The following is a 9,588-nucleotide window of genomic DNA, read 5'->3' as shown; positions in this document are numbered from 1 at the left end:
CGCTCCGCCACAACCACAGATTGCTCACCCGGCCGGTGAGCCCAAGGAGACGAAGAGTCGCGCTTCATGCCCTTGAGAATGCGCGATTCTCGCCCTCACGCCAAAACCAAACTGCCGTTTCTAGGATCATAGCTTAATTCAGGGCATAATTTGATATAGCTCGAATTATCACCACCGCCAGCAATTGCCGTTACCAATTCGCCAGTGCTTGGCCACAGTTCTGACTTTTCCCAGTATTTCAATAAGTGGTCGTCTTCTACGGGAGATGGCTTCGTAATTACCTTTGACTCAAGAAGGGATAGAATTTGATAATACCGCGGGCAGCGCTCGAACGAGGCAAATGGGCATCGAAAGGAACCCGCCCCGCGTTGCCGACTCAGGCCAACATACCAATTGAGATCAGTGTCTGGGGCGGGGTCCATGAGGCTGCCGGTAATTATTTGATAAAGCAGATTATCATCCGTTCGTTAGCAAAGGAATTCTGATCGGCGGCGGCGTTCAATCCGCAAGGCCGCTCGCGCTCGCGCCGGAACGCCCTGATCGCGTAAAGCCGAACCTCCGCCCAGACGCCGATCAGCGGAAAACTCAACAATTCCTTGCCTTTCGCGCTATCGTGTTCTATTTTTGTTCTCATGATCCTGGCAAAGGAAAACGCCGCGTGTCCACTTGTCTCGAAGCCGCTCCGCCCATCGCGCCCTCCGATCCGTCAACGGAGGCGCGCTCCGCGCGCCTCAAGAAATTGGAGCGGGAACAGCTGATCGTCGATTAACTGAACCGCGGCGTTTCGGTCGCCGAGATCGCGGCGCGCGTCGGGCTCGGCGAGAAGCGCATGCGCGCGGTAATCCGGGAGATTCTCGCCCGGCGGATGCCGGCGCCGCCCGAGGAGTTTTTGGCGATCCAGGTAAGCCGTCTTAACGAGGCGCTGCTCGTCGCCTACAGCGCTATGACGGGCGCAAACCTCAAGGCGGTCGACCGTGTGGTCAGAATCGTGCGCGAACTGGACCGCTATCATGTGACCTTCGCACCCGCCGGCCGACGCCTTCCCGGGGCGTCGGATCGCGAGGCGCCCGCCGAAGGGACCGCCGCGTATGGCGCAGCGCTCATCTGCCGGGCGCAGTTTGCGCCGGGAGATTCTGGGGACATTGAGTTCGAACAGAACATGCAACTCACCCTCTCCCCGCTTGAGCGGGGAGAGGGTTGGGGTGAGGGGCTTGGGCGATTGGCAGCTGACCTTCTCCCTGTGAACAGGGAGACGGGACGCTCCGGCGCCTCTGCAAGCGACGATCGCCCGGAAATTCCGCCGCAAACCTTTGAAAAGACTGAATCTGCGCCCGGGTTTGCGGCGGAACCGACGGCGGAAGGCCCTCTCGCCCCGCTTCAGGGGGGAGAGGGTTGTGGTGAGGGGGTTGCGCGAACTGCCGGCGCGGATGCCCGCCAGGCCGCTCATCCCAGCCTTCTCCCCGTGAACGGGGAGAAGGGACAGTGCTCGACAGGCGACAATCGCCCGGAAAATTCGACACAAGACCTTGAAAGGCTTGAATCCTCGCCCGGGATTGCGACAGGTCCTGTAGCGAGAAACAGCGTCTGGCCAGACTGTTACGGTCGCCCGGAAAATCCGCCACAAGACATTGAAAATGTTGACTCGGGACTCACGAATGACTGGGCCGACGAAGCGCCGCCGCCGATCAGCGAAACCTCAATCGACACACCGATGGTTCTAACCCCGGCCGGCTGGAAACGACCGAACATCCGGATGACGCTCAATGGGGTGGCGGCGTACTGAAAGCGTGAGGACCGACGACGCCGGCGCGCGCCCACCGGTGGGACGTGGACGCCGGTAGCCGCCGCCAAGCGCAACCAGCCCCGGATCAGCTACGGCGTTTCCCACGTCCCGCGCTCGGCCGCGTGGAAGAGCGCGTCGATCACGCGCATGTTGAGGACGGCGTCCTCGATCGGAAACTCGAATGGCGCCTCGCCGAGAACGGCGCGCGAAAAGGCGTCGCCCTGCAGCCCATACTGGTCGCAGACGGGGAACTCCTCCACGCGGGCTCCGCCGCCGACGAGGTCCGCCCCGGAGTCGATCATGATCCGCATCGGCCGGTCTGGCAACGCGTTGAAGGGGATGCAGATCTCGATCCGCCCGGTCTGACCGACGATCGTTACCCGCTGATGGGCCGACACTTGCGTCGCAACGGTGAAGGTCAGGTGCCGGCCGCGAGGGAATTCGAGGAGAGCGCTCGCGAGGCGGTCGGTGCCGAAGTCCGCGTCGCGGTCGAGCGTCGCGACGACCCGGATGGGCTCGTCGCCGAAGATATAGCGCGCGGTCAGGATCGCGTAGCAGCCGATGTCGTAGAGTCCGCCGCCGCCCGGCGGGCGGTTGCGGACGTTTTTGGGATCGAGCAGACGATAGGAGAAGAACGTCTGGATCGCGCCGACCTCGCCGATCGCGCCGGACTGCGCCAGTTCCCGCGCGCGCCGCCATTGCGGATGGAAGCGCACCATGAAGGCTTCCGCGACCAGCCGGCCCGCCTTGTCGCGCGCCGCAATGAGCGTCCGACCCTCGTTCGCGTCGAGTGCGACGGGCTTCTCGCTCAGCACGTGCTTGCCGGCTTTGAGCGCCTTGATCGTCCAGGAAACGTGCAGCTCGTTGGGCAGCGGATTGTAGACAGCCTCGATCTCGGGATCGGCGAGGAGCGCCTCGTAGGAGCCGTAGGCGCGCGCGATTCCGAGACGCCCCGCCGCCTCGCGCGCGCGGGCCTCGTCGCGTGACGCGATCGCGGCGATGTCGCAGCGCTCGGCCCGCTGCATCGCCGGAATCACCTTTTCCGTGGCGATCTTGGCGACGCCGAGCACGCCCCATTTCACCTTGCGCATGGGCTCCCTCCTCGCTCGCGCCTTAAGCCTTCGGGCCGGGGACGCGGCCCTCGGCCTGGCGCGTCAACATCCAGCCGGGATATTCGGCTTTGAGCGCGCTGACCGAGTCGAGCGCGGCGATTTCCTCCGCGGTCAGCGTCAGGTCGGCGGCGGCGAGATTGTCGTCGAGCTGCTCGACGGTCTTCGCTCCAATGATCACGCTCATCACGCCCTTGCGCTGAAGGAGCCAGGCGAGCGCGACGCGCGCGATCGATGTCTCATGCGACTTGGCGACCTTGCCCATGGCGTCGATGATGTCGTAGGCGCGCTCCTTGTCGACCGGAGGGAAGTCGAATGTCGTGCGGCGCGAGTCGTTCCCGCCGCGCTTGTCGCGCGTGTATTTGCCGGAGAGGAAGCCGCCGGCGAGCGGGCTCCACACCATGACGCCAAGTCCCTGGTCTTCGACCAGCGGCAGGATCTCGCGCTCGAGTTCGCGGCCCGCGATCGAATAATAGGCCTGGACGGTCTCGAACCTCGACCAGCCGTGCTTATCCGAGATCGCCAGCGCCTTCATGATCTGCCAGGCGGCGAGGTTCGAGCAGCCGATCGTGCGCACGAGCCCGCGCTCAACGCAGTTGTCGAGCGCCCGCAGCGTCTCCTCGATCGGCGTGACGGGATCGAAGCCGTGGATCTGGTAGAGGTCGACCTGCTCGAGGCCAAGCCGACTCAGGCTCGCGGCGATCTGGTCGAGGATATGACCACGCGACAGGCCGACCGCGTTGGGCCCCGGGCCCATCCGGCCGCGCACCTTGGTGGCGATGATCACGTCCTCACGCTTGACGCCGAGGTCGCGGAGCGCCTGCCCGAGCTGCACCTCCGACTGGCCCTCGGAATAGACGTTGGCGGTGTCGATGAAATTGACTCCCGCTTCGAGGGCGCGGCCGACGAGCGCGGTCGAGGCGGCTTGGTCGAGCGCGCCGATCGCGCGCCAGAAGCTTGCGCCGCCGCTGAAGGTCATCGTTCCAAGGCAGATTTCCGAGACGAATTGGCCGGTGCGGCCGAGCGGTCGATAGCGCATGAGTTCCTCCGTCGAACGAGGCGTCGACTTGAAAGCGCGCAAGAGTATGCGACGAACGGCGCGATGCGCAAATCGCAGGCTTGTGAACGAGGGAGGGCGCGAAGATCGAAGGCGTCGCAATGGAGCGGGATGGGACCGAGTTGTTACGCCGTCGCGAGCCAACGCCACGACACATCTTATTGACGCGCTTCGCCGCGAAATACGCGTGGAGAACGACGCGGATTGCTTCGCTGCGTCCGAGGCTCTCGATGGCGCCGGCGCCGGATACAATGTCGCCTTCGCCGTGATCCTGGGTTCAGGAGCAGGCACGGGAATCGCGGTCAACGGAGCCGTGCGTCATGGGACGTCCATGCCGCCCTCGGAAAGGTATACGGATCCGAGGCGCCTTAAGGCTCATCGTAGCGCGCTTCGCGAAAGGATAGCCGCAGCGCGTCTAGGCGGCCAGCGCATCCTGAGGCGGCGCCATGGCGCCGGTCATCATGGCGACCGCGTCGGACATCGTTACCTTCTTCGGATCGACGACGGTCAGCCGCCGTCCGAGGCGATGGATGTGGATGCGGTCGGCGACCTCGAACACATGCGGCATGTTGTGGGAGATGAGGATGATCGGCAGGCCGCGCTTCTTCACGTCGAGAATGAGCTCGAGCACCCGGCGAGACTCCTTGACCCCGAGCGCCGCCGTCGGCTCGTCCATGATGACCAGCCGCTTGGCGAAGGCCGCCGCCCGCGCCACGGCAACGCCCTGGCGCTGGCCGCCCGAAAGCGTCTCGACCGGCTGGTGGATATTCTGGATCGTCATCAGTCCGAGTTCGTTGAGCTTCTCGCGGGCGAACTTCGCCATCCTGGCGCGGTCGGTCGCCCGGAACCACTGACCCACGATACCGGGCATGCGCGGCTCTCGGCCGAGGAACATGTTGTCGGCGATCGACAACGCCGGAGACAGCGCCAGCGTCTGGTAGACGGTCTCGATGCCCGCCTCGCGCGCGGCGATCGGCGAGGTGAAATGGACGACCTCGCCGCCGAGGCGGATCTCGCCGGAGTCCGGGATCACCGCCCCGCAGATCGCCTTGATGAGCGTCGACTTGCCGGCGCCGTTGTCGCCGATCACGGCGACGATCTCGCCGGGATAGAGATCGAAGTCGGCATGGTCGAGCGCGGTGACGCGCCCGTAGCGCTTGACGAGCTGGCGGCAGGTGAGGATGGGTTCGACGCTCATTTGGCGACCCTCCGGATCCACTGGTCAAGGGCGACTGCGACGATGATCAGGACGCCGATGGCGAATTCCTGCCACAGCACGTCGAGGCCGGCGAGCGAGACGGCGGACCGGAACACGCCAACGATCAGCGCGCCGATCAGCGTACCGATGACCGAGCCGCGGCCGCCGAAGAGGCTCGTGCCGCCGATCACCACGGCGGTGATGCTGTTGAGGTTCATGTTCTCGCCCGCGGTCGGGCTGATCGCGCCGACGCGCCCGATCATCGCCCAGCCGGCGATGGCGGCGATGAGACCGGCGACAACGTAGACGCTGAGTAGAATCCGGTCGGTGTCGATGCCCGCGAGGCGCGCCGCCTCGGGATCGTCACCCGTCGCATAAACGTGACGTCCATACGCGGTGCGCATGAGGACGTACCAGACGACCGCGGCGACGACCAGCATGAGGAACGTGCCCCACATGATGCGCGCCCCGCCGATCGCCAACGGATTGCCCATCATGCTGAGGAAAGGCGCCTTTTCCTCGATGTCCTGCATGCCGATGGTTTCACTCTGCGAATAGAAAGTGTTGAGCGCGCCGATGATGCTGAGCGTTCCAAGGGTGACGATGAACGGCGGCATCTTCAGCCGGGTCACCAGCGCTCCGTTGAGCCAGCCGAAGGCGGCCCCGCACAGAAGACCGAGCGGAAAGGCGAGGATTGTCGGCACGCCGTCAAGGACGGCAAGACGTCCCATCACCACCGAGGAGATGACCATGATGACGCCGATCGACAGATCGATGCCTGCTGTGAGAATCACCAAGGTCTGGCCGATGCCGAGGATGCCGGTGACCATCACCTGGGTGAGGATCGTCGAGACGTTGCTGGCGGTGGTGAAGCGCGCCGGATTAACCGCCACGCCGAGTAGCAGGCCGAGCGCCAGCACGACGAAGGGGACGGTCGTCGGGTAGACATGCAGGAAGCGCTGGATGCGCTGCAGAAGGGTGAGACGCTCTTCCTCGAAGGAGGCGACCGTCGTCGTCGCCGCGGTCAGCACTTTCTCGAATTCTTGTGGAGCCGGACGGCCGGCTGGCGACGCTTCGCTCATGGCTTCCTCGCTCGTTTCCCGACTCGTCTTGGCGTCTTTGTGGACCGGCGCTCGCGGGTTTCCGTCCGCGAGCGCCAAGCCTATTTCTCAGTCGATTAAGCTCCGAAAGTCGGGCAAAATCAACCCCAGCAGAGCTTGAGGCCCTCTTCGACGGTGATCGAGGGGACGCCGGGCATCGGTTCGTTGGTGATCAGCTTCTCGCCGCTGTCGATGCTCTCCGGCTTCTTGCCACTTTTGATGAAATCGGCGACTTCTTGGACGCCGTCAGCGGCCATCAGCAACGGGTATTGCTGGGTGGTGGCGGAGATGATGCCGTCCTTGAGCCATGGCATCGCGAAGCAACCGCCGTCGATGGCGACGGCGATCACGCCCTTGTCCTTGCCCGCCGCCTTCAGCGCCGCCATGCCGCCATAGGCCGCCGGCTCGTTGATCGCGTAGACGACGTCGATCTGGTCGGCCTTCTGGAGGATATTCTCCATCGCCTTGCGGCCGCCTTCGGTCGATCCCTGCGTGACGTCGGAGCCGACAATCTGCGGGCTGTCGCTCTGGGCGTAGTGCTTGGGATTCTTGACCGGGATGCCAAACCCGGCAAGGAAGCCGTTGTGGCGGAAGTAGTCGACCGACGGCTGGTTGGCAGCGAGGTCGAGGGTGGCGATCTTGGCGGTCGCAGCCTTGTCGCCAAGCTTGGCCTTCGTCCACTCGCCGATCAGCTTGCCGGCCGCGAAGTTGTCGGTGCCGATATTGGCGTCGGCGGCGGTCGGCGGATCAAGCGGAGTGTCGAGGGTGATGACGACGATGCCGGCGTCGCGCGCCTTCTTGACCGTCGGCACGATCGCGGTCGAGTCGCTCGGCACCAGCAGGATGCCCTTGGCACCGGCGGCCATCAGCTGCTCGATCGCGGCGACTTGGCCGTCGTTGTCGCCGTCGAACTTGCCGGCATAGGCCTGCGGCGTCAGGCCGAGCTCCTTGGCCTTGGCCTCGAAGCCCTGCTTCATCTTGACAAAGAACGGGTTGGTGTTGGTCTTGGTGATGAGGCCGACGATCGGCCCGTCGGCGTAGGACGGAGCGCTGGTCAGCGCGAGCGTGATCGCCGCGGCGGCGACACTTGCAAAAATTCCAGAGATTTTGGACACTTCAATTCCTCCCAACGGGTACAAGCGACGCTGTTCCCGGGCGTGGTCGTAAGGCGCTTTTGCGCCCCTTCGGCCCCCTGGCGTCGCCGTGCGATAATTGGGCAAACTTTTTGGCAAAAGTCAAGGATAATTCCATCCGATATAATTATTCTTGACAGGCTATCGCGTTCGGCCCAATCTGCGCTAGCGCAGCTGTGACGATATCGAGAGGCGGAGGATGACAGAGGCGGGAGATCGTTCACGCGCGCGCGAGAGACGGGCGGGGGAGGCGACGCCTGCCCAATTGCCTTCGGCCTTTGCCGAGATCGCAAGCGGCGCGGACCAGTCAGGCGTCCGGCTCTACAACGAAAGGCTGCTCCTCTCCCTTGTGCGCCGCTTTGGGCCGCTGTCCAAAATCGAAGTCGCGCGGCTCACGGGATTGTCGGTGCAATCCACCTCGGCGATCATGAACCGGCTTCAGACGGACGGCCTCCTGAAGCGTGAGGCGCCGCTGCGGGGCCGGGTCGGCCAGCCCACGATCCCGATGTCGCTCGATCCCGATGGCGCCTTTTCTCTCGGTCTCAAGATCGGCCGACGCAGCTGCGACCTCGTCCTCGTCGACTTCCGCGGCGTCGTCCGAAAGCGCGCCCACCGCACCTTTGCGTTTCCGACGCCGGAAAGGATTCTCGACTTCGTCCGCGAACAGCAACCCGGTCTCGTTGACTCGCTCACCGAGGCGCAGCGGCGCAGGATCGCAGGGCTTGGCGTCGCCGCGCCGTTCCAACTGTGGACCTGGGAGGCCGAGATCGGCGCGCCGGCGGGCGCCATGGCCGACTGGCGCGAATTCGACACCGCGAACGAGATCGCGAAAATCTGTCCGTATCCGGTGACGCTGTGCAACGACGCCACCGCCGCCTGCGCCGCCGAGTTCTTTTTCGGCAGCGGCTGGCGCCATCGCGACTTCCTTTATTTCTTCCTCGGAGCCTTCATCGGCGGCGGGTTGGTGCTCGACGGCGCGCTGAGAATCGGACGCACTGGCAACGCCGCTGCGATCGGGTCGATGCCGGTGGCGCAGAAGAGCGATAGGCGCGGCGCGCCGCAACTGATCGCTTGCGCGTCGATTTACCAGCTCGAACGCCGCCTTGCGGACGCCGGGATCGACGCCTCCTCGATCTGGGCGACGCCCGAGGCCTGGGCGGACTTCGGCGACGTTCTCGACGCCTGGATCAACGACGCGGCCGAAGCGCTCGCCTACGCCTCGGTCGCAGCCACCTCGGTTATTGACTTCGAGGCGATTGTCGTTGACGGAGAGATGCCGGCGTCTATCCGCGATCGCCTGATCGCGCGCACGGCGCAAGTGTTCGATGGCCTCGATCGGAGGGGGCTGAGTGAGGTTGCGTTCGTGCCAGGGACCATCGGCGCCGATGCGGGCGCCATTGGCGGCGCGGCCCTTCCGTTGGTGAAAGCGTTCGCCCGCGACCGCGAGGTCCTGCTCAAGGACGTGGTCGCCCAAACGAGCTGACCCCTCGCAAAAGCATCCGAGGGCGCCGCACGAGTAGAATTCCGACGACCCTCCAAGTGCAAGAGGTCCGGAGTTGCGTTGGGTAGAATGACCATAATCGTCAACCAAGCTGAGAGGCGACATGGCAGCGCGAATTGTCAAGGTCGATCCGTTTGATCTCGTCGTTTTCGGCGGGACGGGCGACCTCGCGTATCGCAAGCTGTATCCGGCGCTGTTTCATCGCGAGAGAAGCGAGCAGTTCAGCGAACCCACGCGGATTATCGGCGTGTCGCGCAGACATCTCGAACGCGACGCTTTCCGCGCCGCTGTCAAGGATACGCTGGTAAAGTTCAATGCGGTCGAGGACGGTTCCTCCGCCGATCTGGAGCGCTTTCTCACGCGCCTCGACTATGTCGCGGCGGACGCGATGAGCGACGCCGGATGGGCCGACCTCAAAGAGTTGCTCGGTCCGGACGAACGCATCCGCGCCTTTTACCTCGCCACCGGTCCGGACCTGTTCTGTCCGATCGCAAGCCGGCTCGGCGCCGAGGGGCTGGCGACGTCCCGATCGCGCATCATCGTCGAGAAGCCGATCGGCCACGATGGCGCAAGCGCCGACGCGATCAATAACGACATCGGCTCCGTCTTCCCGGAAAGCGCGATCTTCCGCATAGACCACTATCTCGGCAAGGAATCGGTGCAGAACCTGATGGCGCTCAGATTCGCCAACACCCTGCTCGAGCCGG

7 protein-coding genes and 2 pseudogenes are annotated in these 9,588 nt (G+C 64.5%); 4 read left to right on the top strand and 5 right to left on the bottom strand.

What is annotated here, in order from left to right; all coding sequences use genetic code 11:
* Positions 1-829 precede the first annotated feature (829 nt).
* Positions 830-1,783: a hypothetical protein gene (locus ACLP25_RS05435; protein ID WP_442468206.1), complete on the top strand. Its 954-nt coding sequence runs from the start codon at positions 830-832 to the stop codon at positions 1,781-1,783.
* 89 nt (positions 1,784-1,872) lie between these two features.
* On the opposite strand, the gene ACLP25_RS05430 is transcribed toward ACLP25_RS05435, so the two are convergent.
* Both ACLP25_RS05430 and ACLP25_RS05425 read right to left on the bottom strand, forming a co-directional pair.
* Positions 1,873-2,874 (bottom strand): Gfo/Idh/MocA family protein, encoded by a 1,002-nt coding sequence (locus tag ACLP25_RS05430; protein WP_442468205.1) that lies wholly within the window; start codon positions 2,872-2,874, stop codon positions 1,873-1,875.
* A 22-nt stretch (positions 2,875-2,896) separates the two neighbouring features.
* Entirely contained in the window at positions 2,897-3,931 is a 1,035-nt protein-coding gene (locus ACLP25_RS05425; protein WP_442468204.1) for an aldo/keto reductase, read from the bottom strand.
* Between ACLP25_RS05425 and ACLP25_RS05420 the strand changes: the two are divergent.
* Positions 3,930-4,268 (top strand): annotated as a pseudogene (locus tag ACLP25_RS05420) (ROK family protein); the annotation flags it as partial. The gene ACLP25_RS05425 and the pseudogene ACLP25_RS05420 overlap by 2 nt on opposite strands.
* Before the next feature lie 96 nt (positions 4,269-4,364).
* Here the strand turns inward: ACLP25_RS05420 and ACLP25_RS05415 are convergent.
* From ACLP25_RS05415 to ACLP25_RS05405, 3 genes are all read right to left on the bottom strand, one after another.
* Positions 4,365-5,147 carry an ATP-binding cassette domain-containing protein gene (locus ACLP25_RS05415; protein WP_442468203.1) on the bottom strand — a complete coding sequence of 261 codons (783 nt, stop codon included), beginning with the start codon at positions 5,145-5,147 and terminating at the stop codon, positions 4,365-4,367.
* Positions 5,144-6,229: an ABC transporter permease gene (locus ACLP25_RS05410; RefSeq protein WP_442468202.1), complete on the bottom strand. Its 1,086-nt coding sequence runs from the start codon at positions 6,227-6,229 to the stop codon at positions 5,144-5,146. The genes ACLP25_RS05415 and ACLP25_RS05410 overlap by 4 nt, the downstream gene beginning before the upstream one ends.
* Before the next feature lie 119 nt (positions 6,230-6,348).
* Complete coding sequence (locus tag ACLP25_RS05405; RefSeq protein ID WP_442468201.1) at positions 6,349-7,362, bottom strand: substrate-binding domain-containing protein; 1,014 nt, start codon at positions 7,360-7,362, stop codon at positions 6,349-6,351.
* A 217-nt stretch (positions 7,363-7,579) separates the two neighbouring features.
* Here ACLP25_RS05405 and ACLP25_RS05400 point away from each other — a divergent pair, with 217 nt between their 5' ends.
* Together ACLP25_RS05400 and ACLP25_RS05395 are read left to right on the top strand one after the other, a co-directional pair.
* Complete coding sequence (locus ACLP25_RS05400; protein WP_442468200.1) at positions 7,580-8,863, top strand: ROK family transcriptional regulator; 1,284 nt, start codon at positions 7,580-7,582, stop codon at positions 8,861-8,863.
* Positions 8,864-8,984: 121 nt separating this feature from the next.
* Positions 8,985-9,588, top strand: a pseudogene (locus tag ACLP25_RS05395) (glucose-6-phosphate dehydrogenase); the annotation flags it as partial.

Origin of the sequence: Roseiarcus sp. (genome assembly GCF_052145395.1) — a bacterium.
Lineage (GTDB): Bacteria > Pseudomonadota > Alphaproteobacteria > Rhizobiales > Beijerinckiaceae > Roseiarcus.
The sequence above is the reverse complement of the archived record's forward strand: the minus strand, read 5'-3'. Positions and strand labels throughout refer to the sequence as shown.